The sequence below is a fragment of the Mucilaginibacter pocheonensis genome (assembly GCF_031456535.1).
GTDB classification, from domain to species: Bacteria; Bacteroidota; Bacteroidia; order Sphingobacteriales; family Sphingobacteriaceae; genus Mucilaginibacter; species Mucilaginibacter pocheonensis.
Genome location: NZ_JAVDUU010000004.1, coordinates 185,911 through 212,547, shown reverse-complemented (window position 1 = coordinate 212,547; position 26,637 = coordinate 185,911). Strand labels below are relative to the sequence as shown.

The 26,637-nt window shown below is 42.0% G+C and carries 15 protein-coding genes; 10 read left to right on the top strand and 5 right to left on the bottom strand.

Going from position 1 to position 26,637, the window contains the following annotated elements; genetic code table 11:
* Positions 1-292: 292 nt before the first annotated feature.
* From J2W55_RS19195 to J2W55_RS19170, 6 genes are all read left to right on the top strand, one after another.
* Positions 293-1,303, top strand: a complete 1,011-nt coding sequence (locus J2W55_RS19195) for an FAD:protein FMN transferase (protein WP_310099496.1) — start codon at positions 293-295, stop codon at positions 1,301-1,303.
* Positions 1,304-1,307: 4 nt separating this feature from the next.
* Positions 1,308-2,507: a Gfo/Idh/MocA family protein gene (locus tag J2W55_RS19190; RefSeq protein WP_310099493.1), complete on the top strand. Its 1,200-nt coding sequence runs from the start codon at positions 1,308-1,310 to the stop codon at positions 2,505-2,507.
* Between the two features lie 109 nt (positions 2,508-2,616).
* Positions 2,617-3,207, top strand: coding sequence for a TetR/AcrR family transcriptional regulator (locus tag J2W55_RS19185; RefSeq protein WP_310099490.1), 591 nt, complete (start codon positions 2,617-2,619; stop codon positions 3,205-3,207).
* A gap of 204 nt (positions 3,208-3,411) precedes the next feature.
* Positions 3,412-4,503, top strand: coding sequence for an alkene reductase (locus tag J2W55_RS19180; protein WP_310099487.1), 1,092 nt, complete (start codon positions 3,412-3,414; stop codon positions 4,501-4,503).
* Between the two features lie 115 nt (positions 4,504-4,618).
* A complete protein-coding gene (locus J2W55_RS19175) occupies positions 4,619-5,386 on the top strand; it encodes an SDR family oxidoreductase (protein WP_310099484.1) in 768 nt (255 codons plus the stop codon).
* Between the two features lie 21 nt (positions 5,387-5,407).
* On the top strand, positions 5,408-6,409 hold the full coding sequence (locus J2W55_RS19170) for an NADP-dependent oxidoreductase (protein ID WP_310099481.1): 1,002 nt from the start codon (positions 5,408-5,410) through the stop codon (positions 6,407-6,409).
* A gap of 141 nt (positions 6,410-6,550) precedes the next feature.
* Here the strand turns inward: J2W55_RS19170 and J2W55_RS19165 are convergent, their stop codons facing one another.
* The 5 genes from J2W55_RS19165 to glgX form a co-directional block, all read right to left on the bottom strand.
* Complete coding sequence (locus J2W55_RS19165) at positions 6,551-7,540, bottom strand: manganese catalase family protein (protein ID WP_310099478.1); 990 nt, start codon at positions 7,538-7,540, stop codon at positions 6,551-6,553.
* Positions 7,541-7,843: 303 nt separating this feature from the next.
* Positions 7,844-8,680: an adenine nucleotide alpha hydrolase family protein gene (locus tag J2W55_RS19160; RefSeq protein WP_310099475.1), complete on the bottom strand. Its 837-nt coding sequence runs from the start codon at positions 8,678-8,680 to the stop codon at positions 7,844-7,846.
* Positions 8,681-9,127: 447 nt separating this feature from the next.
* Positions 9,128-13,285 carry a malto-oligosyltrehalose synthase gene (gene treY, locus J2W55_RS19155; protein ID WP_310099473.1) on the bottom strand — a complete coding sequence of 1,386 codons (4,158 nt, stop codon included), beginning with the start codon at positions 13,283-13,285 and terminating at the stop codon, positions 9,128-9,130.
* Positions 13,278-15,113, bottom strand: a complete 1,836-nt coding sequence (gene treZ, locus J2W55_RS19150; RefSeq protein ID WP_310099470.1) for a malto-oligosyltrehalose trehalohydrolase — start codon at positions 15,111-15,113, stop codon at positions 13,278-13,280. The genes treY and treZ overlap by 8 nt, the downstream gene beginning before the upstream one ends.
* Entirely contained in the window at positions 15,106-17,229 is a 2,124-nt protein-coding gene (gene glgX / locus J2W55_RS19145) for a glycogen debranching protein GlgX (protein ID WP_310099467.1), read from the bottom strand. The genes treZ and glgX overlap by 8 nt, the downstream gene beginning before the upstream one ends.
* Positions 17,230-17,686: 457 nt before the next feature.
* Here glgX and J2W55_RS19140 point away from each other — a divergent pair, with 457 nt between their 5' ends.
* From J2W55_RS19140 to J2W55_RS19125, 4 genes are all read left to right on the top strand, one after another.
* The gene (locus J2W55_RS19140; protein WP_310099464.1) at positions 17,687-20,104 is read left to right on the top strand and encodes an ABC transporter permease; all 2,418 of its coding nucleotides are present in this window, start codon (positions 17,687-17,689) and stop codon (positions 20,102-20,104) included.
* 94 nt (positions 20,105-20,198) lie between these two features.
* A complete protein-coding gene (locus J2W55_RS19135; RefSeq protein WP_310099461.1) occupies positions 20,199-22,559 on the top strand; it encodes an ABC transporter permease in 2,361 nt (786 codons plus the stop codon).
* 60 nt (positions 22,560-22,619) lie between these two features.
* Positions 22,620-25,016 (top strand): ABC transporter permease, encoded by a 2,397-nt coding sequence (locus J2W55_RS19130; RefSeq protein WP_310099458.1) that lies wholly within the window; start codon positions 22,620-22,622, stop codon positions 25,014-25,016.
* Between the two features lie 229 nt (positions 25,017-25,245).
* A complete protein-coding gene (locus J2W55_RS19125) occupies positions 25,246-26,295 on the top strand; it encodes a LacI family DNA-binding transcriptional regulator (RefSeq protein WP_310099455.1) in 1,050 nt (349 codons plus the stop codon).
* Positions 26,296-26,637 lie beyond the last annotated feature (342 nt).

The window sequence follows — 26,637 nt, the reverse complement described above, 5'->3', positions numbered from 1 at the left end:
ACGATTTCCTTCATTCAATTTGACTCAACCCTTCCTATGTGGCGAGTTTTACCGCTGGGAGGATCTGAACGCGTCATTGTCAATGCTCCTGATTTCGCATGTGCACTGCGCGCTATCGAAGCCGCCAATAACAAAAAACTGTATATTGCGAAAACCTTTTACTGAAGTATGAACGCTAATCAGCCTGGCCGCGGGCATAGATCAAATTCGGTCTCATCGTTCGATGTTATACATAATCATTGCTTAGAGGCAGGGAAGTCATCGTAAAAGGAAAGATTTTTAATACAGAGTCATGAAAAAGATTTTGTTGGGAGTCGTCGGGTTTTTATTGCTCTTGTTATGCGCCTTTGGGCGGCAGCAACATTTCCGGCGCTTTGAGCTTAACGGTTATGCACAAGGTACTACTTACAGTATTATATACTATGCGCCCGACAGTCTGGTCAGTTTAGGGCAAACCGACAGCCTGCTGCAGCAGTTTGACAGATCGGTGTCATTGTACCGGCCTAATTCGCTGATCAGCCGGTTTAACCACTCTGCAAAAGGCATAAGGACAGATGAACCCCTTAGGTTGTTGGTCTCTCGCTCCTTGCAAATCAGTCGGGAAACCGGCGGATTGGTTGATCCTACCGTAAAACCATTGGTTGATGCATGGGGATTTGGCGTTGTAAAACCTTCACATAACCCGACCGATGAAGAGGTGAAAAATATGCTGCGCTATATTGGTGCGAACAAGATCAGTTTGAAGGGAGATTTTTTGTTTAAAAAATATCCGGAAATACAATTGGATTTGAATGGCATCGCTCAGGGCTATTCAGTAGATTTGCTTGCCTCGCTTTTGGAGCGCCACCACATCGATAATTATCTGGTGGAGTTGGGCGGTGAATTGCGTATTAAAGGGCGAAAACCCGGAAATAAACCTTTTGCGGTGGGGATAGAAGGTATCAGTGGGGATGACTTTGCTCCTGAGCCTATGCGCAGGATAGTTGAGCCTGGCGATGGTGCTATTACTACATCGGGCAATTACCGGAAACATCACGAAGCAGGGGGTAGGGAGGTGTCGCACCTGATGAACCCGCTGACGGGCTACCCCGTGAAGAACGAGATGATCAGCATAACGGTGTATGCCCGAGATGCTATTACCGCAGACGGGTATGATAATGGTTTTATGGCGATGGGATTAAAGCGTACGCTGCACTTTTTGACAAAACGGACAGATATGGGCGCTTATATTGTTTACCGCAAGCCGGATGGTTCTGTTGCGGATACTGTTACAGGTTTATTTAAAGGTATAAAAGGTTTTTGATTTTATGGAAAGACGAACGTTTTTAAAAAATACCGGATTACTTACGGGCGGCGTGTTGATCAGCAATAGTTTAATTGCCAGTCCGCCTGCAGCGGGGCCGGTAAAAATAGCAGTGATTGGCTGTGGTGACCGTGGCACAGGCATTATGCATATTTTGGATAGCATGCCAGACCTGTTCCAAATCACCGCAATTTGCGATGTGCTTGATTTTAGGTTGGCAGCTGCTCAAAAAATTAATAAAACCGGGACTTATAAATCTTATAATGATTACCGTAAACTGCTGGATGATAAAGAAGTGGAAGCTGTAATAGTGGCTGTACCACTTCATATGCATTTTCCCATAGCTGTAGACGTAATCAATTCGGGTCGGCACCTGTACCTCGAAAAGACCATGACCTATAATATAGAGCAGGCGCTCGACCTGGTGAAGCTGATGAGTGGACGTAGTAACCAGATTTTGCAGGTAGGACATCAATACCGCTATTCTCCGCTTTATTACCGGGTGAGGGAAATGATTGACAAAGGTTACCTGGGCAAAATAACCCAGATTGATTGCCGCTGGGACCGTAACGGCAACTGGCGCAGGCCCGTACCTGATCCCTCGCTGGAGCGTGCGATTAACTGGCGCATGTACAAAGCATATTCAGGCGGTTTGGTGGCCGAGTTGCTTTCTCACCAGATTGATTTTATTAACTGGGCGTTTGACACGCATCCACAGGAATTTTTTGCCACCGGTGGCATTGATGTTTTTAAAGATGGACGCGAGACATATGATAATGTGCAGGTGATGTTGCGCTATCCGGAACAAGGTATGATATGTAATTTTGGCGCGATGTGCGGCAATGCGCATGATGGTTATCTTTTTAAGATCAAAGGAACATTGGGCATGGTATCGCTATTAACAGACCAGGGCATGTTTTACCCTGAAAAGAAGCTGCTGAATGAAAAGGGAACTGTGGACGGTGTAACCGGCGCAACCCGTATTGTATGGAATAAAGAGGGCGGTACGCCCATTTTACCCGAACCCACTAAAGACGGCACCTGGTATGCCTTTAAAGATTTTTATAAAAAGATACAAAACAAAGAGCTCCCGGATAGTAATGTGTTTACCGGCGCACGAACAGCTATTAGCGTGCATTTGGCTAACCAGGCCTTGTATAGCAAAAAGATCAGTAATTGGGACAATAATTACATACTAAAATGACATTGTCTTAATTATTAAAAATGTCATTTCAGAAATAAACTATTTATGACATCTAAATTATTAAGTAATATACTTTTTAGTATATTTTTGTATCGTCAATTTAAATAAAATGCTTACGAAGGCTGAAAGAACAAAACAATTTATTCTGGAAACAGCGGCGCCCATTTTTAATCAGAAAGGAATATCCGGCGCTAATATAGACGACGTGCTTGCTGCTGCGAAACTTACCAAAGGATGCCTTTATGGTCATTTTGAAGGTAAGGAAGACCTGGCCTTACAGGTGGTTGAGCACATGTTGAATACGAATGGCGAAAAAATGTTGCTAACCATTAGCAAGGGTAAAACAGCGAAGGCTAAGGTATTTGCTTTTCTCGATTTTTATAAAGATCCTTTGAATACTTATCTTAAAGGCGGATGCCCTATATTTAATATTGCTGTGGAATCTGATGATAATTTCCCGGTGATCAAGGAAAAGATAGCGGGTGTCATTCGCCAGGGACAGGAATTGTTTGTTAGTGTTTTAACTCTGGGCATTAAGAACGGTGAGTTTTCTGACAAGCTTGATCCGGTCGTTTATGCATTCAAAGCAGTGGCAGCTGTTGAAGGTGCCGTTGTTATGTGCCGGGCGATGAATACAGCAAAACCGATGGCTGGTCTGATCAAGAGCCTGAAGGCAGAATTAGAGAGCTATGTAATATGATTTTTTTTAAATAAAATATACTAAAAAGTATTTTTATACTTCGGAGACTGTTTCCGCAATCAAATATTTTAACCACTCCGTTCGGAAATTATTAAGTAAAGAATATAAATTATCAAGACGAACTAAAATATACTAAAAAGTATAAAATAATTAAGTATCAACATAAATAACAAAGTCGGTTTACCATATCTAACACTAAAAAAAATGAACGATCAAATAATTTTCGAACCTTTCAATTTAAAAGGCCTTTCGCTGAGCAACCGCATGGTGATGGCTCCCCTAACCCGTAACCGTTCGGCCAACCCCGGCAATGTGGCCACAGAACTAACGGCGCTTTATTATCAACAGCGTGCTTCGGCCGGTTTGATCATTACAGAGGGCACTTACGTTAGTCGTGAAGCTATAGGTTACATCAATGTACCCGGAATTTATACCACCGAACAGGTTGAAGGCTGGAAACTGGTCACAGATGCGGTACATCAGCAGGGCGGAAAAATTTTCGCTCAATTATGGCACGTGGGCCGGTTATCGCACCCGGATCTGCTTAACGGAGAACTTCCGATGGCTCCTTCAGCACTAAATCCCCTGGCCCAAACATTCACACCTGAAGGTTTTAAGGACACAGTAGATGCAAGAGCGATGACATTGGAACAAATTCAAAAGACCATTAATGATTTTAAACAGGCTGCCGTAAACGCGGTGGAAGCGGGCTTTGACGGTGTTGAACTTCATGCGGCTAATGGCTACCTGTTACACCAGTTCTTCAACCTTTATTCCAATAAACGCCAGGACCAGTATGGAGGCACCATAAAAAAACGTGCACGCATATTATTTGATATACTGGACGAGTTACACACGGTGATCGATATCAGAAAGGTTGGTGTAAGATTAAACCCATCACTTCACGGTATACAGGGTATGATGCTTGATGAGGAAACAATAGCTGTGCACGATTACATAGTTGCCAAATTAAATGAATACGACCTGGCTTATCTGCACCTGACCGAGCCTTTTACTGATGTATCAGGTAACCCGTGGGCTATTCAGCAAGTTGCGAAACATTACCGTCCGCTCTATGACGGCACCATCATCATTAACCGTGGATTTAACAAGGCAACTGCAAACCAAGTATTGAGCGATGGTGATGCCGACCTGGTATCATTTGGGGTTCCCTTTATTGCCAATCCTGATCTTGTTGAGCGTTTTAAAAAGGATGCACCGCTCAATCAGCCCGATCCCTCAACCTTTTATACACCAGGAGAAAAAGGGTATACTGATTATCCAGTACTGGCTTAATGACAGTCAACAAAACAATGAAAATGAAACAAACGATTTTAGTTACAGGTGCCTCATCGGGCATCGGACTGCTTGTTAACGCTTCAAAATAGAATTAATATAAGAAATTAAAACAATGCAATTAAAAGGAAAAACGATATTGATCACAGGAGGTGCATCAGGTATCGGGCTGGAAGCAGCAAAACAATTTTTAGCCAATGGCGCCAGAGTGATCATCACCGGCAGAAGCCAGGGCAAATTAGATGAAGCGAAGAAAATGTACCCTGCAATTACGGCAGTTAAAAGTGATGTATCAGATGCCGGTGATGCGCAAAGGCTTTTCAACCAGATGCAACAACTGGGTGGTATAGATATTTTATACAATAACGCAGGAGTGTTAACTGATCCCATCAACCTCGGAATAGCAAATGGTCAGCATTTTGAAGATGCGGCCTATGAAATGAACGTCAACTACCTGGCGGTGATTCGTTTGAACAATCTTTTCATTGATATGTTGAAATCGAAAAAAGAAAGCGCAATTATAAATACCACTTCATTGCTCAGCTATGTTCCCTCATTGCTTGAAGCCACTTACGCAGCATCCAAAGTAGCATTGCAGTTTTACACCAAAGCGCTTAGAAAGCACCTGCAAATTTTAAACAGCAGCGTAAAGGTTTTTGAACTTTTACCTCCGCTTGTTGCCACAGAAATGACAACCGGCATGAACGGCAAAAAAATGACCACGGCCGATATGGTGAAAGCATTTATTACAGGTTTAAAGAAGGATCAGCTTAATATACGTATAGGTGATACTAAAGCAGTTTATATACTCAACCGGCTTTTTCCGAAATTGACTTTTAATTTAGCTAATCCTAAGAAAAGTTACAAAGTAATAGCTTCCTAAAACCGTTATAACCATAGAAAAATGAAAGCTTTCATTGTAAACAAGTATAAAAGCAAGGACGGCGGGAGCATTGAGCAGATACCCGTTCCTGTACCACAGCCGGATGAGGTATTGATAGAAGTATATGCCACTGCAATCAACCTGCTGGACTCCAAAATCAGAAACGGGGAGTTTAAACTTATTCTTCCGTATAAAACACCATTTGTTTTAGGCCATGACGTGGCAGGCATTATAACTAAGGTTGGAGCTGATGTGCAACAATTTAAAGTTGGAGATGAGGTTTATGCACGCCCGGCAGATCATCGGATAGGGACGTTTGCAGAATTTATAGCCGTTAATGAAGCTGATGTAGCGATTAAGCCAAAAAAACTGAGCATGGAAGAAGCCGCGTCTATCCCACTGGTTGGGTTAACCGCCTTGCAGGCGTTAATCGAAAAAGGGAACCTGAAGAAAGGACAAAAAGTATTTATCCAGGCCGGCTCGGGAGGTGTAGGTACATTTGCCATTCAACTGGCGAAATATCTGGGTGCTACTGTAGCTACAACTACAAGCGCAGCCAACGTAGAGTTAGTGAAAAGCCTCGGTGCAAATATTGTCATTGACTACAGAAAAGATGACTTTGAAAAAGTTCTGCATGGTTATGATCTGGTTTTGAACAGTCAGGACGGAAAGACACTTGAAAAATCACTTCGCGTATTAAAACCGGGTGGAAAAGCCATCTCGATCTCAGGCCCGCCTGATCCGGACTTTGCGGAAGAAATCGGGGCGCCATGGTATATAAAATTAATCATGCGTCTTTTGAGCCTCGGAGTAAGAAAAAAAGCAAAACGGCTTAACGTGAGCTTTTCATTTCTTTTTATGAAAGCAAACGGAGATCAGCTAAAAGAGATTACTTCGCTTATAAATTCCGGTATCATTACACCCGTTATCGACAAAGTTTTTCCGTTTGAGTCTATCAAAGAAGCGATGACCTATGTTGAAAGCGGGCGCGCTAAAGGAAAAGTAGTTGTTAAGCTGAAGTAAAAGGCTTTGGCAGAATACGGCACTTCGGCAAACCAACCCCTCTTAACTACAAAAGCCGCTAGCTTGTATGATTAGCGGCTTTTGACATTTTGACTGGTATGCAGAGAAATATGCGAATTCGCAAAACCTTAGTGTGAAATACTATACTTCAGTTTCATAAGTACTCCATTGGGCAACTCCTTTTGGTTCGGCGCTTTTTACTTCAGTACTTTTTAATTCGCCCATTTGCTGGTTTAACTTTTCTGTTTTTGCCAGTTCTTTATCAAGGACAGTATCCTGAACCGACATTCCTTTTGTTTCTCTTACGTAGCTGACAGGTTCTTCCACATATTCCCATTCTTGTCCCATATCTGGCATTTCGCCTTCGTTCCATGGGCCACGTACGGTCTTGCCGTCTGACATATTGAAGGCCTGACGGGTGAAACGAGGGTCGGCCGCCAAGGTACCCGGAGGAAAATTGGGTGTAATAGTTTGCAGCGCAGCCTCAAACATTTTATAATGCGCAACCTCCCGGGTCATCAAAAATGAAAGCGTATCTTTAACATAAGGATCGTCGGTGAATTGCATCAGATATTCGTAAACTATTTTGGCACGTGATTCCGAGGCTAGGTTACTCCTTAAATCTACCGTAAGGTCGCCATTAGAGTGAATATAGGAAGAACACCAGGGGATGCCCTGGCTGTTAGTAAGGCGCGGCCCACCTGCGCTCAAAACCAAAAATTGCGGATTAGCCAGTGCTTCATGGATAATGTTTTCTTTTGCCGCCTTACCGTTCATTACCTGCATGATCTCAGATTTGTCGGCGGCAGCTTTTAGTTCGCCGTTTACGCCCTTGAGCAACATCTGAATAGTAGCACCTACTATTTCCAGATGACTAAATTCCTCGGTGGCTACGTCCATTAACATATCGTATTTATCAGGATACGGCATTTTTGCCGCATAAGCCTGGGTAAAATACTGCATAGCCGCGGCAAGTTCGCCGTTTTCGCCGCCAAATTGTTCTAATAATAGGTTGGCAAAACGCGGGTCCGGATGAGATACCCGTGCGTTAAATTGAAGGTCTTTTACATGGTGAAACATAATGGTAGATTTATTTATGGTGATGAAAAGGATAGCTAAAAGCATATCCATGGAATTACAAAAGATAAAGGCCCGGCTTATTATTGTAAGCCGGTATTGATCATGGCGATTATTTCAGATGTATTTGGCTTAAACGGAAACAATTTAGCGGTATGTAGAATATTGTTTTTCATAGAATTTTATTTATGATACAAGTATGTGCCAGTTTTAATTATATAAATATTTGGTTCTATAATATGACATCTTTTAATCTCATTTGTTTGAATTATTTCTAATTAATTTATTTTTATTCATTAAAAGAAATAAATTCATCGCCATCTGAAAAATAAGCGTTGCCTGCCAGTGTAATAATGTTTAAAACGGGAACACTAAAACAGGGATATGGATAGGAGGAGGTAATGATTGTGTAATATATCTTCCCAGTATTCCCATAAAATGATACTGGTGATTGACCAAAGCCAAGATGTCGGTGTTCATCCCATTTATAATTACATCAAGGGCTTTTAATAGGTTGCGTTCTTTAATATTGTTATAAAACAACTTATCGTAATCGATATAAGAACTAATTTGTTCATTGAATATCTCCCACGCATATTGCTGATCAAGATCGGGCAATCCACTTGCCGGCAAGTGTGTTATTAATGCGTTAGCATTAAATGGCTTGGCTAACTCTGCCTGGTATTTAACAACAGACAACCTGCAATATCTTAAATCGGCCATGTATGCTATTCTTTCAAATTTCTTTAACTGAGCATGTTCCGGAACCAGTAGGGCTGGGCAATGCACCCTGTTAAGTACGGATTGGATATTAAAAAGAGGACGATTTAATTCGTTACTGCCAAATGCCTGCATGCCCTTTACTACCATCCATACATTATTCTTGTTTATGTATTTTACCAGGCCGTCTTCGGTTAGCTTCGAATTGTCGAGACAATCTATATTAGGAGTAAAGCCACCATCGAGCTGAACCGCTAATTTTAGATCCTCCATTAAACCCGCGGATTGCCAATCATTTGTAGGGTACTTATTGTCGGCAGTGGTCAAAGCTTTTTCCCGGTGAATATTCACATGTATGTTATTCACGTTTGCCAGTAATAAATTCGCCTCTACTTTTTGAGCGATCAATAGTGCTATTTTAGCTGCGTGCTTAGCCTGTGGACTTTCATCATTTACCACAATTATGCTCTTCATAAGGCCTCCGGGTGTTATTAGTTAGTGTTTTAAACATTTAATTACGTTGTGATTTATATGTCAATTAATAGCTGATACTAAAGGGCAGGTTTTTTTAGATAATAGATGGTTGCAATATCTACCGTAGATTAAACCGCTGTTTTAATCTTTTAAAAGTTAATGATGCAAATCCAATATTGACGGGTATTAAAGGTGTGCTACGGTAACTCGTTATTGGCGATAACGTCATTATTCAAGTAAGAAATTATACTCTTTTGATTAATTTATATTCATGGTAGTTATTTTATTGTCTAATTAATAAAAACAAGATCCGTAAAGGATAGTTTTAAGTCAAATACCTGTTTTAAATAAGTTAAATACGTGTTTTCACGTTATTGGTAACATCAAATAATTGGGGGCTACATGAACGCGGATTAATCTCTTCTCACTGTGAACCAGCTATTCACATCATCGGTTATACTGCCGCACTAAGAGCTTTAATGTTTTGATTACCTTTTCTGTAAGCAGTTTCTTGTCGAACCGCCATAGCCAGTTTCCCTCTTTAGACGCGGGCATATTTAAACGTGAGTGATGATCCAGCCGTAAAATATCCTGCATAGGTAAAATAGCGAGCGAGGCCACAGATGAATAACACAACTCATTCATTAACCTGTTTACATTTTGACGATTCACCTTTATTTTAAAATATGCTGATAAATGCAGATGCTCAATCGGTGTACAATTCTGGTTGAACCAGCCCAGTGTGGTATTATTATCATGCGTTCCGGTATAGGTAATGCTATTAATAACATGATTGTGCGGAGCATGGACCGAAACCGGCATATCCTCACCAAACGCATATTGCAGCACATTCATGCCGGGCAAGCCCGCCCTGTCACGAAGCTTATAAACGCCTTCATTGATATCGCCCAGGTCTTCGGCAACAAAGGGCAACTTGCCCAGTTCTTTTTTAAGTATCTCGAAGATTTCTATACCGGGGCTAGGCCGCCATTCCCCGTTCACAGCATTGCTTTCCTCTGCTGATACTCTCCAAAAATCATGAAACGCTCGGAAATGATCCAGCCGGATAACGTCAAAGAATTCGGCGTTTCTTTTCATTCTGTTTATCCACCAGGAATAACCGGTAGTTTTGTGGGCCTCCCATTGATAAACAGGCATGCTCCAAAGCTGACCGTTGCTATTGAAATAATCTGGCGGAACACCGGCCACGCCAGCAATATTTTTGTCTGCATCAAGATCAAACAGTTGAGGATTTGCCCAAACGTCGACTGAGTCATAACCCACATAAAATGGCAGATCGCCCATAAAAGTGATGCCTGATTTGTTGATATTAGCTTTTAACTCGGTCCACTGCCTGAAGAAAATGAATTGCAGCCACCTGGCCTTATCCAATTCCCTGGAATGTTGACGACTGAAATCTGCCAACGCCTTTCTTTCACGATGTTTAAAGTTTGAGGGCCACTTATACCACGGCAATCCGTTATGGTGTCTTTTTAGCACATCGTATAAGGCAAAGTCGTCCAGCCAATGGCGTTCATTTTGAACAAATAGGTCGTAGTCGGGCTTAAATAATTCAGAATCAGCAAAATGTCGAAAAGCTGTTTCGAAAAGGTCGCTTTTTAGTGCCCATGTTTCCTGGTAGCAAACCGTATTAGTGGCCGGCATTTGATATTTCGCTACTTCTCTGTAATTTAAAAACCCGTCACGCACCAGGTCATCAGGACTGATGAGCATAATGTTACCGGCCATTGCAGAAAAAGCACTATAAGGAGAATAACTTGCTGCCGCCTCTGTTGGGTTAACCGGTAATACCTGCCAATAACGCTGGTGCGCTTTACTTAAGAATGAGGCAAACAGGCGCGCCTCCGGCCCGAGGTCGCCAATCCCATACGGCGAAGGAAGGGATGTAATGTGCATAATAACTCCGGCACTCCGTTTATTGGAAGGCTCTTTTGAGCGCAATACGCCGAAAGGGAAATCCTCAAAAATGCCAGCTACAGGAAACTGTTGGTTAAGAATGCTTTTTTTATTTGTTAGCACCGAATACCATTCCAAAGGGGCATCATCGGGAAGAACTATGAATGTATCCTCCCAATTTAACGCATTAATGTCATCGTTATCTATTACTGCTGCCAGGTGTAAAGGAGCTATGACAATTAACCATTGTCTTTGATATTGCCGCGCAAAGGCTATCAGGTTTTCGCGGTATTTTCCTTTGACCTGCAGCGGGATATACTCACCCAGTGCGAAAAGTTTAGTGAAACTTTTCCGCAGCTCAAGTAATTTGTTTGTTAGCCACAATTTACAGGCTCCGTTGTGCCGGTGTTCCCATAACTGGCGCAGACCTGCCAACATAACCTCTTTTAAGAGCCGCGATCTCAACCGGTAATCAACCGGACGCCGATTATCGGGGTCTACCAGACTAAAATCCCACAGCTCACAGCCCTGGTAAATATCCGGAACGCCCGGACAGGTAAGTTTAAGCAGTACCTGCATTAGGGCATTCATTGTAAAGGGTGCCGAAATCCTTTCTTCCAGCGCTTGTAATGACTTCTGAAAAGAACCGTTATTGAGCAATTTCTGAGCAAATTCTAATGTGCCTTTTTCATAAGTTTCATCGGGATTGGCCCATTGTGTATGTCTTTTGGCTTCACGAAGTGCCTTAGTCAGGTAAGCATCCAGTCGCTCCTGTAAATTATCGTCTGCTTGTGCGGGTAGCTGAGATACTCCCGCAATGGTTTGATATATCAAATATTCGTCGTTAAAATCAGGCGCATGTGCTTTTTTAAACTTGGCATACTTTTGCTGCCAGTCACGAATAAGGTCAAACCATTCCTGAGGGATGTCAGTAAGCACATTAAGTTTTGCGCGAACATCCTCGCCACGTTTAGTGTCATGCGTAGATGTTCCGTTAATAGATAATGGCCAGTTTTTCTGCCGCGCTTGCATACGGGTATGAAACTGGCTGATCTTTATACCAAATGCGTCCGGCGAATCACCCACCTCATTGTGACCTATAAACCGTCCATAAGTATACATTAAAGTGTCTTCTACACCTTTGGCCATTAACGGCCCAGTGAATTGCATGCAGCGGCGATAAAATTTGATGACTCCTGGTTTATCCGCTTCGGATACCTTTCCGGTAAATAATTTGTTGAGCGATTGTGCAATAGTTTTGAGGCCAGGCTTTGCCGTTGCTATATTCCGGAATATGGCGGTCACATCCCGGGCCTCGCCGGGATTAAGGGGAAGTTGATTGCCATAGTAACGATATACGGGGCACTGGATCAGAAATTCAGCTATTGCATCCTTCAATTTCCCGGGCGCGGCTTTGGCTAACTGTTTATTGCCACCAAAGTTTATGCTTTCAAATAATTGCAGCAAACTGTCCAACTCACCGCCCATATGGTGGTAAAGAATAGCGGCTTTTTTTTCAAAAATGGACCGGCCAACCTGCTGCTTGTCATCTGCCAGTTCCCGGTAAAAGTCGGTGAACAACTTTTTATTATTGACAGAAGTAAAAAGGTTATTGACCATTCCCAAAAAATCATAGCCCGTATTCCCCTGTACAGGCCAATCAAGTGGGAACTGTTCATCGTCCTCCAGTATTTTTTCAACAACGATATAGGTTTCCTCGCCGGCAAGTGCACGTAATCTTTCCAGGTAACTCTTTGGATCCGACAGGCCATCAATATGGTCAATCCGCAAACCCTGAAACAAACCCTGATCTAACAGCTCTTTTATAAAACGGTGATATTCCGTAAAAACTTCCTCATCCTGAATATTTAAACAGATCAACCCGTTAACTGTGAAAAATCTGCGGTAATTGATCTGACGATCGCTATCCTGCCAATAACTCAGCTGATAATATTGTTCATCCGCTATCTGTTGTAGTAGGCGATTATTCTGATTAATAATATCAAGCACTTGGTCAATAAATTTTTTAACCGCCGGCCAACCAGATTTTAGGATCGCTATAACCTCTGCCGATAAGCCTGGACGATCTTTAACATACTTCGCGTTAGCAAGTAATTGCTGTACAACAGCCGGTTGACCCTTGTTAACCGACCCCAGGATGCGGATTACAGAATCCAGATTTATAGGATACTGTTGGTCGGCATAGCAAAGCCAAAATTTCCCCTCTTTGAAAGCGATACTAAGCTCATTATTTCTGATAACGTCAGGCAGTGTATTACCTAAAAAAGGCACCATTAATCGGCCGTTAAATGCCGGTGCTTCCCAGTTGATATCAAAAAACGATGAAAATTTTGAAGCACGGCCATTTTCTAACACATCCATCAACCAGCTATTACCACAATGAAACGCCATATGATTCGGAACAATGTCCTGCAGCCAGTTCATTTGCAAACCCTTCAATTTCTCGCTGATCTCCTGCAGTTCCTCCAATGTGCCGATCTCGGGATTAATCCTAAGCGGATTAATTACGTCATAACCATGATTACTACCTGGTGCAGCTTCAAATATGGGTGATGCGTAAACTGTATTTACACCCAGCTTATGCAAGTATGGAATAATGTCGCTAAAGTTTTTAAATGTAAAATCTTTATGAAACTGTATACGATAGGTAGAGATTGGATTAAACATGTTCTTCAAGAATTAGAATGCTTTCCGGCTGGAGTATTAACGAAGAACCTGTTTCGATGTCTTCTGTCGAAGAGCCAGGACCGTTCCACTGGTCGCTTGCCGAATTAAAGAGGGGTCGGAAACGGCCCTTTACAGGAACCGAAACGCTTTGTTGTTCTGCTGAAAAATTTAACATGCAATAAACAGATTTGTTGTCATGCTGTCTGATAATGGTCATCGTTTTTTTGTTATCATCAAAATCAACTTTTAAGGCTTTTCTGTCAGTTGATCCAAGCGCAGGATGGGTCTTCCGCAATGATATCAATGCCTGATAGTAGCTGAACATGGTTTGATAAGGTTCCTGTTCCAGCTTATTCCACTGAAGCTTTGATTGATGAAAAGTTTGTTCAGCTTGAGGATCCCGTGCATCTTCGCCGTGATGAAAAGCGGCAAATTCTGCCTTTCGGCCTTTTCTTACAGCTTCCACAAGATCGGGGTCTGTATGACTGACAAAATACAGGAATGGATTAGACTCGCTATATTCTTCGCCCATAAAAAGCATAGGCAAAAAGGGACTTATTATTACTGTTGCTGCCATCAGCTTCTGCATTTCAAAGCTGAATAGCTGGCTGGAGCGTTCGCCAAGCATGCGATTTCCAACCTGATCATGATTCTGCGAAAACACAACGAATTGTCTGCCCAAATTTTCTGCTGGGTCGGTGCCAAAGGTTTTTTCGCGCTGAGCAGAGTATTGCCCATGATATACATACGCATGTTCAAACGATTCCTTAAGCGAACTTATAGGGTCGAAATCCGTGTAATAGCCTTCCTTTTTTTCTCCGGCGGTAACCCGCAGCGCATGGTGAAATTCATCATTCCATTGCGCGTCCATACCCAACCCTTGTGCGTTCAGCGGATCAATATACCTGTGATCATTCAAATCGCATTCAATGATCAGATAATGCGTTTGGCCGGTTGCCTGCATGAGTAGGTTTACCTGTTCCTTTAATTCTTTTAAGATATGTTTTGGGCTAAAATCTTTGATTGCGTGTACGGCATCCAGCCTTAAGGCGTCGATATGAAAATCACGTAGCCACATCAGCGCATTTTCTATAAAAAAACGCCTCACCTCGTCACAACCCGCATCATCAAAATTGATTGCATCTCCCCATGGAGTTTTATATTTATCAGTAAAATATGGCCCGTATTGGCTTAAATAGTTCCCCTCCGGGCCAACGTGGTTATAAACTACATCAAGCACCACAGCCAGGCCTTTATGGTGGCAACTGTTTACCAGTTGTTGTAATGCCGCCGCGCCGCCGTAGCTTTCCTGCACTGCAAATGGAAAAACCCCGTCATAGCCCCAGTTACGCGTTCCCGGGAACTGCGCCACCGGCATTAATTCAATTGCTGTTATGCCAAGTGCCTTTAAATGATCAAGTCTTTGTTCAATACCAGCAAAAGTGCCCTCAGCAGTGTATGTGCCAGTATGTAATTCATAGAGTAGATATTCTTCGAGAGGCAAGTTGTTCCAGTGTTCATCTGTCCAGCGGTGGTCATTCAGCTTTATGGTCATGGAAGCGCCGTGCACACCTGAAGGCTGGCTTAAAGAGTAAATATCAGGGAAAGACTGTCCATCAATTACTACCCGGTACAACATGCCAGGTTGTAATTGATCTGTAACTGTGTGCCAGTAACCACGAGCTTTCTTTGAAAGTGGTATGTCTTCCCCGCGTTCAATCCTGATAGCTACATTCCCGGCCTTTGGTACCCATAAAAAAATTTCTGCGTGGCCCGATGCGTTAAAATTTACGCCCAAAGTCCTTTTTGCAATCGTTGAATTAATCATTGGAATTAGTTTCATTTTGCAATAGCACTACAGATCTTCCTTCCACATGTACGCTTTCGCCCGGCTGGTATATCTTTTCTTCATTACCACTTGTAGCTGTATCAATAACGGTTTTCCATTTGCGGCCGTAATTTTCAGGTGGCAGGCAGTAATCCAGCCCCTGGTCATGCGCGTTGAATACCAGGTAGAAATTATCATCTATAACAGGGTTTCCGTCTGAATCCACGCTGTGGATGCCTTGCCCGCTCAGGTATATAGCTACTGATTTTGCAAAATTCTCGCTCCAATGTGTTTCCTCCATCTGGGTGCCATCGGGCAGGAACCAGGCTATGTCCTCTATCTTAGTATCTTTTGCAGCTACACCTTTAAACCAGTTTTTACGTGAAAAAACAGAATGTTCTCTTCTAAGTTTGATCAATTTACGTGTAAAGGTTAATAATTCCTGGTCGGCCGAAGGCCAGTTGAGCCAGGAGATCTCATTGTCCTGGCAATAGGCGTTATTATTCCCCAGCTGTGTTCGTCCAATCTCGTCGCCGGCAACCAGCATTGGCACACCCTGTGAAAGAAACAGCGTAGCCAAAAAATTTCGCTTTTGCCTCGCCCGCAACATGTTAATATCATGATCATCAGTCGGTCCTTCAACTCCGCAGTTCCATGACCGATTGTGGTTTTCACCGTCATTGTTGCCTTCTCCATTCGCTTCGTTATGTTTTTCATTATAAGAAACAAGGTCATTCAATGTGAAACCATCATGAGCAGTAATTAGGTTGATGCTGGCGGTTGGCCGGCGGTAATCCTTATAAAGGTCTGCGCTGCCGGTAATCCGATCGGCAAACTCAGCCAATGTATTTTCAGAACCGCTCCAGTAATCACGTATACAGTCGCGGAATTTTCCGTTCCATTCGGCCCAACCCAGCGGAAATTTACCAACCTGGTATCCGCCTTCGCCAACGTCCCAGGGCTCGGCGATTAGCTTGACCTGAGAAATAACCGGATCCTGGTGAATGATATCAAAAAACGCGCTTAACCGGTTAACTTCATGAAGTTCCCGTGCCAGTGTTGAAGCAAGGTCAAAACGAAAACCATCAACATGCATTTCGGTAATCCAATAACGCAGGCTGTCCATCATCAGCCGGAGAACATTAGGCAGGTTCGCATTCAGAGTGTTTCCTGTGCCGGTGTAATCATTATAATACCGTTTATCGTCTGTAAGCCGGTAATAGGATACATTGTCAATACCTTTAAAAGAAAGGGTAGGTCCCAAATGGTTTCCCTCTGCGGTATGATTATACACCACATCCAGGATCACTTGCATACCTGCTTTATGCAGTTCTTTCACCATATGTTTAAATTCATTTACCTGTTCTCCTTTCACACCGCCCGATGAATATCGGGCGTCAGGAGCGAAAAAGCCGATGGTGTTATATCCCCAGTAATTGCTAAGCCCTCGTTCTTTCAGGTAACGATCGGAAATAAAATGATGAACCGGCATTAGCTCAACCGCGGTTACACCCAGCTCTTTCAGGTATTTGATGCTCGCTGGGTGGGCAATTCCAGCATAGGTTCCGCGTAGCGCTTCAGGGATCTGGGGATGCAACTGAGTGAAACCTTTAACATGCATCTCATAAATCGTTGTATTATAATAGGCCAATGAAGGACTGGAATCATTTTCCCAGTTAAAATTTGGGTCAATGACCACTGACTTTGGTATAAAAGGCGCGCTGTCAGCATCGCTAAAGCTCAAATCCTCGTCAGGATGTCCAACTTCATAGCCGAACAGGGCATCATCCCATTCTATCGCTCCTGCTATTGCTTTGGCATAAGGGTCAAGCAATAATTTGTTATGGTTAAACCGGTGCCCGTTCTCTGGTTCATAAGGGCCATGAACACGAAAGCCATACAGTTGGCCGGGCATTATTTTTTTTATATAGATGTGCCATATAAAGTCTGTTTTTTCAGTTAGTTTTATGGTAGCAGTCTCTTTGCTCTTCTCAGCGTCAAATAAGCAAAGCTCAACCATCTCAGCGTTCTCTGAATAAAGCGTAAAATTAACGCCTTCTCCATCCCAGGTGGATCCGAGGGGAAAAGGTTTTCCGGGTAAAATATTAGTACTCATTAAAATTAAATAAACAAAAAGATAAATATTGTGATATAAGGTATCGGCAAATAGCTTTTATATAAACCCGATTAGATTAAATTGTTTTAATATAATAAAAATTATCTTTCTAATTAATTTAAACTCGCTGGCTATCATGCCGATAATACTTCGGGCGAAAATCTGGAGGTGCCTGGCCAAAAAAACTGCGGTTGACAGTCACTCAAACAAATCTCAAATTTTTCACAGTTGCTTTAACACAATTTAAGTGAGCACAAGCTTATTTTTTAGCTTACGCGTTATAAGATGGAAATAGTGGGCTTCATGTAGCTGTGGTACAAATTTATTGTATCAATACCGGACACATGGTGTTACACTTACGAACAGTTTCTGTTCTTGTGACTATTTAAGTTATTGATAATAAGTTTATTGTGTTTTTGGTATATGTTTTAAACGAGTATTAAAAATACTGCACGATATGCTAAAAAATTACTTCAAAATAGCCTGGCGCAACATTACTCGTCATAAAGGCTATTCTGCAATAAACATTGCCGGGTTAACTGTGGGCATTGCGTCCTGTTTGCTCATTTTCGTGATCATTCAGTATGAGCTGAGTTTTGATACCTTCAATCCTAACTATAAAAATATATACCGTATTGTAACTCAGGAAAAGCATGAGTCGGAAACTACAACCAATCCGGGTATTGCCGTACCTGCTACTGAAGCATTACGTCTTGATATTCCGCAAGCAAAAGTAGCAGCGCTCAACAGCAGCTACGGCAGCCAGATTACCGTACCCGAAGGTGCCGGAAGCCGCACAGGCGATAAAAAGTTTACTGAAAATATTGGAGTACTATTCATTCAGCCCCAGTTCTTTGATATCTTCAATTATAAATGGCTGGCGGGCAACGCTTCGGTATTGGCTGATCCCAATATGGTGGTGATAGACAAAAGCTCGGCAATTAAATACTTTGGCGACTGGAAGGATGCCGTGGGTAAAACCCTTAAAATGGATAATGTTTTAACCCTGAAAGTTGCTGGTGTCATAGAAGACGCGCCGGTTAACAGCGATTTTCCGTTTAAAGTAATGGTATCATTTGACACCTGGAAACAACACCCCAAAGATTATGATTATAGCGCCGAATGGGGATCAACCAGTAGCAGCCACGAGGTATTTATGCTGTTCCCGGCCAGCATGTCAAAAGCAAATATTGGGGCACAGTTAAAAAGATTTTCGGATAAGCATTTTAAAAAGCTAAACTCTAAAACTACGCTTCTTGCTCAACCGCTGGCCGATATGCATTTTGATACACAGATAGGTAACCCGCTTGGCGACCATAGCACCAGCATGGCTACTTTACGCACTTTGTCATTTATTGCTTTGCTGATCATTATAATGGCCTCAATTAACTTCATTAACCTATCAACCGCACAATCGGTTGGCAGGTCAAAAGAGGTTGGGATCCGTAAGGTATTGGGCAGCACCCGTCCCCAACTTGTTTTTCAGGTTATTGGCGAAACCACCATCATTGTTATCATATCTGCATTAATTGCTATAGCTATTGCAAAGCTGGCTATGCCGCAATTAAAAAATATAGCCAATGTGCCCGATAGTATTAGTTTGTTTACTATAGGCAGTGTACTGTTTTTAGTAGCAAGTACCATAACCATTATTTTACTGTCGGGTATTTATCCGGCGCTGGTGGTATCGGGCTTTAAGCCTGTGCTGGCGCTTAAAAATAAAATTACGGCGGCCTCAATAGGAGGTATTCCGTTGCGCCGGGCTTTGGTTATTGCGCAGTTTTCGATATCACAACTGCTCATTATCGGCACAATAGTAGCAGTAAATCAAATGGACTTTGTAAACAATGCCGATCTGGGTTTCAATAAAAGTGCGCTGCTAATTATTCCTGGTTATACGGATAGCGTGAGCCTGGGTAAAATGGAATCATTTAAATACCAGGTGATGCAGAATCCGAATGTAAAAGCTGTTAGCTTTTCTTCGGACGTACCGTCGTCAGAAAACAACTGGGGTACTAATTTCTACTTTAATCATTCAAACAAAGAAATAGGTCATCATACCTATTTAAAATTTAGCGATGCCGATTACTTCAAAACCTATGGCTTGCGTTTTGCAGCAGGCAAAGGATATGAAGCCGGAGATACATCTAAACAGTACGTAGTAAACGAAACTTTTATACATAAGCTCGGCATTCAAAATGCAGAAAACGCTATTGGAAAAACAATCCGTTTAGGCGGCTCTGCATGGAAACCCATTGTGGGGGTAATAAAAGATTTCAAGACCAATTCTCTTCGTGAAGCGGTAAAACCAATAGTTATCGCGCCCTCCAAAAAATTGGAAGGACAAATCGGCATCAAAATCCAAACTGCCAATTTAAGCAAAACCGTGTCAGAGTTGCAGAGAATATGGGAGAATACCTATCCCGAATATGCCTACAACGGTTATTTCCTTGATGAAAACATTGCAAAATTTTATGAACAGGAAAACAAAATGGCGCTCGTATATAAAGTATTTGCCGGGATAGCCATCTTCATATCTTGCCTGGGCTTGTATGGCTTGGTGTCGTTTATGGCTGTTCAGCGTACCAAAGAAGTTGGCATTCGCAAGGTATTGGGCGCTTCTGTAAGCAGTATTGTATTCCTGTTCTCAAAAGAATTTATGTTGCTTGTCGGTATCTCTTTTGTAATAGCTATGCCAGCGGCGTGGTACATTATGAACGGCTGGCTGCAAAACTTTGTCTACCGGATATCGATAAGCGGATGGATCTTTTTATTAGCCATTACATCGTCAATGGTGATAGCCTGGGTAACCGTAGGATACAAGGCGATAAGAGCCGCGGTGGCTAACCCTGTTAAGAGTTTGAGGAGCGAATAAGATAATTGTCACCTTGCGGTAGTCGGTTTGCAATTTTGGGATCGTTTGATAAACAATTGAACTAATGATAAATGAACCAATTAAAGTTTAAATCATGATAAGAAATTATTTTAAAACCACCGTGCGGGGCCTGATGAAAAACCGGACTTACAGCTTTTTAAATATTGCAGGTCTGGCGATTGGGGTGGCTTGTGCGTCCATAATATTTCTTTGGGTGCAGGATGAGCTTGCCTTTAATCACAATTTTGCAAAACGGAACAATCTCTACACGGTTTTTGAAAACCAAACCTATGAAGGAAAGGTATCAACTTTTAGAGCTACGCCCGGCCCAATGGCTAAAGCGTTAAAAACTGATATCCCCGGCATTAAAAATGCCGCCCGCACGGCCGGTGCCGACAATATTGTATTTTCCCTTGGCGACAAAGCTATTAATGAAGATGGTAGCTATGCCGATGCCGAGATATTTTCCATATTAAAACTACCCTTTGTTAAGGGTGATGAAACCAATGTGTTTCATGACATACATTCAGTGGTGATTAGCACTACTATGGCTAAAAAATTCTTTGGTGATGCCGATCCGATGGGTAAAACGTTAAAAATGAATAATGAGCAGGATTTTACAGTTACAGGAGTGTTTACCGATCTTCCTAAAAACTCAACTTTCGTGTTTCAATGGCTTGTACCACTACAAAATATTGAACACTTGAAACCATGGATGCAGGACTGGGGCGCCAACTGGGCACGTACCTATGTTGAGCTTGAGCCATCGGCAGATGTTAATGCGATTAACAAAAAACTTGCTAATTATATCGGCACAAAGAAAAGTGGGAATACTACATTCTCCTTTCTGTTTAACATGAACGACTGGAATCTTCGCGATAAATTTACTGATGGTAAAATGGATGGCGGCCGCATCGAGTACGTTCGTTTGTTTGCAGCTATCGCCTTTATTATCCTTATCATAGCCTGTATCAATTTCATGAACTTATCAACTGCCCGATCCGAAAAACGCGCGAAGGAAGTGGGTGTACGTAAGGTGATGGGCGCCGGAAAAGGCAAGCTTATAGCTCAATTTATAGGGGAAGCGGTGATCATGGCTTTTATTGCTGTAGTTGTAGCCGTAGGTATGATATACATCGCCTTGCCGTGGTTCAATAATTTAGTTCAAAAAGAGCTTACTATTGATCTGTTACAACCGCTGCATCTTATTTACTTATTGTCTATAGGTTTGGTTACCGGTTTGCTGGCAGGCAGTTATCCGGCGTTTTATCTGTCGTCGTTTAATCCTGTGTCCGTATTAAAGAATATCAAATTGCCGTCTGCGGCCGGTGCCGGATTCATCAGACAGAGCTTGGTAGTGATCCAGTTTTCTGTATCCATAGTACTGATCATTGGTACCGTAATTATTTACCAGCAAATTCAACATGTAAAAAACAGGGACTTAGGTTATAATAAAAATAACCTCATCTATATTGACACGAAAGGTAAACTATCTGACCATTTCGCGGCGGTAAATAACGAATTGAAACAAAGTGGGGTTGTGGCCGATGCCTCATTAAGCGAATATCCTGTCCTGCAGATCTGGAGTAACTCGGATAACTATTCGTGGGAAGGAAAAGATGCAGCCAAGAACCTGCTGATCACTTTTGAAAACGTAAGTCCGCAATTCGTTTCAACCATGAACATGAAGCTAATCGCCGGTCGCGATTTTTATTCAAATACCACTATTGATAGTAATAATGTGATCATTAACGAAGCCTTTGCCAAACAAATGGGTAAGGAAGGCCATGTAGGCGCCACTATCAGGGAAGGCGGTGCTAAAATGCTGAGGGTAACGGGTATTATTAAGGATTTCCTGTACAATGATATGTATATTAAAGGAGCGCCGCTTTTATTATACAATCATCCGCAAGGCACCAATTTTTTAACTATCCGCTTTAAACAAGGTGTTAGCTTGCAGGATGCCTTAGCTAAAACAGAAAAGATATATAAGCGTAATAATCCTGGTTATCCATTTGAATACAAATTTGTTGATACCGATTTTGATCAGCTTTTCAAAACAGAAACACTTACTGGGAAGCTGGCAGGTGTATTTGCTTCGCTGGCCATTGTGATATCATGCCTTGGTTTATTTGGGCTGGCAGCTTATACTGCAGAGAGGAGAATAAAAGAGATAGGCATCCGCAAGGTGCTTGGTGCTTCGGTAGCAGGTTTAACAAGTTTGTTATCCCGTGATTTTTTAAAGCTGGTGGGTATTTCATGTCTTATTGCGTTTCCGGTGGCCTGGTATGCAACCAATAATTGGCTGCAAAATTATCAGTATAGGATAAATGTGCAATGGTGGGTATTTGCCATAGCCGGCGGAATGGCTATTCTGATTGCATTAACAACCGTAAGTTTCCAGGCTGTAAAAGCTGCTCTGAGCAACCCGGTTAAAAGTTTGAGAAGCGAATAGATCCGATTGATAGCAGCATTTTAAAGTGTCCCATTGTACAAATGAATTAATGAACAAACTATGATAAAGAACTACATCAAAACCGCGTGGCGTAATATCTGGAAAAGCAAGGTGTTTTCGGCTATTAATATTTTTGGTTTGGCTGTGGGTATGGCGGCTTGTATTGTTATTGTGCTCTTTGTTTATTACGAAAAGAGTTTTGATAGCATGCATACCAAAAATATCTATCGGGTAAACGAGGTGCAGAAATTTGAAGGCATGGCGGCTTCACAAAAAGTGGCTTTATCTATGTTTCCGATGGGACCTACCCTGAAAGCCGAATTTCCGCAGATCAAAAATTTTACCCGTATACGGTGGCAGCAAAAGTTCCCGGTTAACTTAGGTTTAAAAAAGGTTTACATGCCCCAGGTTTTCTTTGTGGATTCAACCTTCCTTAAAATGTTTGACTTTAAGCTGTTGCGCGGCGACAGGGAAACAGCCTTGTTGAAGCCGCATAGCGTAGTACTTACAGAAGATGCTGCAAAGAAGATATTTGGAAGCCAGGATCCCATTGGTAAAACAATCACCAATTACGGGCGGGATACCGTTACCTATGCTGTTACCGGTATATTAGCCAATGTACCCAAAAACTCGCAATTGCAGTTTGATTGCTTATTCTCGTTCAGCAGTATTTTTAAACCTAATATGTTCACCAACTGGGGCGGTAATTGGTTAAATACCTACCTTGAGCTAACCCCCGGAACCGATATAAAAGCCCTTGAAAAGAAGTTCCCGGCCTACCTTGAAAAATATAAAGGGAAAGATGGCCCTAAAGGTTATGAATTGTTCCTGCTATCATTAAAAGACGTACACGCTAATTCGGCTGATATAGGACTGGACTATATCAACTATCAAAAGTTTGACAAACATATCACTAACCTGTTCTCTGTTATTGGCATCATAGTACTGGTGATTGCTTGTATCAATTTTATCAATCTTTCAACAGCTCGCTCTGCCGAAAGAGCTAAGGAGGTAGGAGTGCGTAAGTCAATTGGTGCAGGCCGGCTTCAGCTGGCCATGCAGTTTTTGGGCGAAACAGTTTTATTATCGTTTATCGCTTTGGTACTCGCCGCTGTTTTGGTGGCGTTGGTATTGCCTTATATCAACAACCTAAGCCAGCGCGACATTAGTTTGCCACTGCAAAATAATATGGCCCTTATAGTGGTGATTATTGCAAGTACAATTATGGTTGGCATTATATCAGGTATTTACCCGGCAATGTTTTTGTCTTCGTTCCAGCCGGTTAAGGTTTTAAAAGGTGTGGCAGTTTCAGGAACTAACAGTCGCTTTTCCTTACGTAATATCCTGGTGGTGGGCCAGTTTACCAGCGCCATAATATTAATGATAGCTACCGTGCTCGTAATAAGACAGTTAAAATTTATGCAGCATAAAGATCCGGGTTTTAGCCGTGAACAGGTCGTAAATATTCCGCTTAATCAAACTGCTTCTTCTAAATATAACCTGTTGAAACAGGAGTTGACAAGTAGCACGCTGATACAGGGTGTCACCGCGTCGCAAGATATACTGGGCAGCCATCTCGACCAAACCGGGATTTCATTTAAGCTGGGCGATTCACCTCTGCGCCAGCTTACTTCAACCTTATTGGTGGTTGATAATAACTACCTTGACCTGTACAAGATCAAGCTGGCTATGGGCAAGAATTTTTCTTCAGATACCTCAACCTTATGGCGCGAGTACATCATCAATGAAGCTTTAGCTAAGGAACTTATGAAGGATCATAAAGGTAAACCTATTTCTGCGCTAATTGGGCAGCGCTTTGGTTTTGATTCATTAGGTGTAATTAAAGGCATAGTGAAGGATTTTAATTTTAACTCCCTGCATTATAAAATCGAAACCATGTTTTTGGTAAACGGAAACGGCTTTGGCCAAATGTCGGTTAAGGTAAATGGCAGTAGGGCGAAAGAGGCTATCGCGTTCATTCAATCAACCTGGATGAAACAATTCCCGGATGTGCCTTTCGAGTATCAGTTTTTGGATGATCATTTTAACGAAGTTTATCGTGTAGATAACCAGGTAAGCACGGTAGTGAGCATTTTAGCCGGACTTATCATCATTGTTTCCTGCCTTGGACTGTTTGGACTTGCTTCCTATTCAGCTGAAAAACGGGTTAAAGAGATAGGAGTGCGAAAGGTGCTTGGAGCATCGGTTCAGAATATAGTATTGCTATTATCAGGTAACTTTGTAAAGCTGGTGCTGATAGCTAATGTTATAGCCTGGCCCATAGCCTTATATATAATGAATAAATGGCTGCAGGATTTTGCATACCGTGTTGATATTGATTGGTGGATGTTTGCACTGGCCGGATTAACATCTATTGTGATAGCATTTGCAACGGTGAGTTTCCAGGCCATAAAGGCGGCGGTAGCAAACCCGGTTAAGAGCCTGAGAAGCGAATAGGCAATAGCAGGTTGTTTTTATACCTAACTTTCATAACAAACTACATCAAGCCGGCGGTATCAGGTACTGCCGGTAATTGATCTTCACCTCAAATCTTCCAAATGCCGAATTCAGATTATTTGGATAAGAAGATTCTGAACCAGCTTGATCTGGTAATTATTTCTACCCCTTTGTTTGACCCAATACCCCCTTCTGAAATCATTTGCTTCCGCATAGTTTAGTATGCTAAATGAAAAAGAAAACTACCATAATAGATATTGCCCGCGATCTTGGTATTTCAAAAACTACAATATCGTTTGTTTTAAACGGCAAGGCCCGTGAAAAAGGGATCAGCCAGAACCAGGAAATAAAAATACTAACCTATATTGAAAAAATAGGTTATAAGCCAAATGTGTTTGCACAGAGTTTGCGTACCGGTAAAACAAAGACGATAGGTATGATGGTGGAAGATATTTCAGACCCGTTTTTTTCTTCCATTGCCCGGTCTATGGAAGAAATCGCTTATAAAAGAGGATACAAAATTCTTTATAGCAGCACCGAAAACGACACGCAGAAGGCGAAAGACCTGATACAATTATACCGCAACAGACAGGTAGATGGGTATATCATAGCTCCACCACCCGGCATTGAACATGATATCAAGGTGCTTCTCGAAGATAAATTTGCGGTTGTTGTATTTGACAGGACCTTACCGGGAATAGAGGTTGACAATGTGCTTGTAAATAATTATCAGAGTAGTTATCAGGCGACAAAGCATTTGATAGAAAACGGTTACCTGAATATAGCTATGGTAACCTTAGATTCGGATCAGAGTCAGATGATGGACCGCCAGCTTGGATATGAAAAAGCACTGGATGAGTGTGACCGGCCAGGCAGGGTAATGAAAATAATTTATCGTGACAATGACGTCGATAATATCAAAGAAATTCAGGAGTTTCTGAATTCAAACACGGAAATTGACGCCGTTTTTTTTGCTACAAATTATATTGCCGATAATGGTCTTGAAGCGATCAGGAATTTAAAACTTGGTATTCCGCAGAATATTGGCGTTGTTGTTTTTGATGATGATAGGCTTTTTAGACTGTTTTCGCCATCTATTACTGCTATTGTTCAGCCCATCAAGGAAATAGCTGAGCAGGTTATTAAATTGATGTTAATACTGCTGTCAAATCCTGCATCGAAAAAGCCGGTGCGATCAATTCTTCTCCCAACCGTTTTAAAAGTGCGCGAATCTACCCTGAGAAATCAGGAAAAGGAAACCAGGCACACGCTAAAATAAAGCGAGCTCTGACCATCATGAGTAAATAGGAATCCGAGGTACGCAATCACTTCCACAATTAATGCAAGGCCTGTATTTATTTGAAACCATCGATAGGTGGAGATAATGCCTGATAATTAACCCATCAATATGTAAAAAAACAGACGGCTATTTGTCGGAATTGTTTGGGTTAAAAAAAATAAATTGAAATAAGTGTTAAACAGAATAAGAAATGGTTTTACGGTAATTTATACCCCCGCTATTTGACCTGTTATCCCCCTCTTAAATCCTGTCATCCCTCTACTTTTGAACAAATTATAACCACGGGATGGGTACGGCAAAGTTGTGTTTATCCTTATAAAC

Coding starts and splice junctions, on each gene's coding strand:
- J2W55_RS19190 (WP_310099493.1), top strand. CDS start 1,308: ATGGAAAGACGAACGTTTTTAAAAAATACCGGATTACTTACGGGCGGC.
- J2W55_RS19165 (WP_310099478.1), bottom strand. CDS start 7,540: ATGGATATGCTTTTAGCTATCCTTTTCATCACCATAAATAAATCTACC.
- J2W55_RS19130 (WP_310099458.1), top strand. CDS start 22,620: ATGATAAAGAACTACATCAAAACCGCGTGGCGTAATATCTGGAAAAGC.
- glgX (WP_310099467.1), bottom strand. CDS start 17,229: ATGAGTACTAATATTTTACCCGGAAAACCTTTTCCCCTCGGATCCACC.
- treZ (WP_310099470.1), bottom strand. CDS start 15,113: ATGATTAATTCAACGATTGCAAAAAGGACTTTGGGCGTAAATTTTAAC.
- J2W55_RS19140 (WP_310099464.1), top strand. CDS start 17,687: ATGCTAAAAAATTACTTCAAAATAGCCTGGCGCAACATTACTCGTCAT.
- treY (WP_310099473.1), bottom strand. CDS start 13,285: ATGTTTAATCCAATCTCTACCTATCGTATACAGTTTCATAAAGATTTT.
- J2W55_RS19160 (WP_310099475.1), bottom strand. CDS start 8,680: ATGAAGAGCATAATTGTGGTAAATGATGAAAGTCCACAGGCTAAGCAC.
- J2W55_RS19175 (WP_310099484.1), top strand. CDS start 4,619: ATGCAATTAAAAGGAAAAACGATATTGATCACAGGAGGTGCATCAGGT.
- J2W55_RS19170 (WP_310099481.1), top strand. CDS start 5,408: ATGAAAGCTTTCATTGTAAACAAGTATAAAAGCAAGGACGGCGGGAGC.
- J2W55_RS19185 (WP_310099490.1), top strand. CDS start 2,617: ATGCTTACGAAGGCTGAAAGAACAAAACAATTTATTCTGGAAACAGCG.
- J2W55_RS19180 (WP_310099487.1), top strand. CDS start 3,412: ATGAACGATCAAATAATTTTCGAACCTTTCAATTTAAAAGGCCTTTCG.
- J2W55_RS19125 (WP_310099455.1), top strand. CDS start 25,246: ATGAAAAAGAAAACTACCATAATAGATATTGCCCGCGATCTTGGTATT.
- J2W55_RS19195 (WP_310099496.1), top strand. CDS start 293: ATGAAAAAGATTTTGTTGGGAGTCGTCGGGTTTTTATTGCTCTTGTTA.
- J2W55_RS19135 (WP_310099461.1), top strand. CDS start 20,199: ATGATAAGAAATTATTTTAAAACCACCGTGCGGGGCCTGATGAAAAAC.